This is a genomic window from Streptomyces sp. ASQP_92 (assembly GCF_025399895.1).
GTDB lineage: Bacteria > Actinomycetota > Actinomycetes > Streptomycetales > Streptomycetaceae > Streptomyces.
Map to the genome: position 1 here is coordinate 1 of NZ_JAODUA010000079.1, position 235 is coordinate 235.

The 235-nt window shown below is 66.4% G+C and carries 1 pseudogene; it reads left to right on the forward strand.

The features are described from left to right. Positions 1-16: 16 nt before the first annotated feature. Positions 17-235: pseudogene (locus N4G70_RS36985) on the forward strand (phosphatase); the annotation flags it as partial.

Here is a 235-nt window from a genome sequence, read left to right on the forward strand (position 1 = left end):
ATCCGTTGACCTGCTCATGGCCGACTACGCGATGACCATACTGCAACCAGTCAGCGCGCTCCCCTACACCGGCGACCCGATTTCTGTCTACCAGAGCCCCGCGGGCCGGGCCTTCGGCGCGCAGCAACCCTACGTCGAGAACAACAACCAGCCAGGACAGCTGACGGTTCACCTGCCCATCAGCGTGCGCGGCGACCGTATCGGCGTCCTCACCGTGACCCTGCCCCGCGACCGC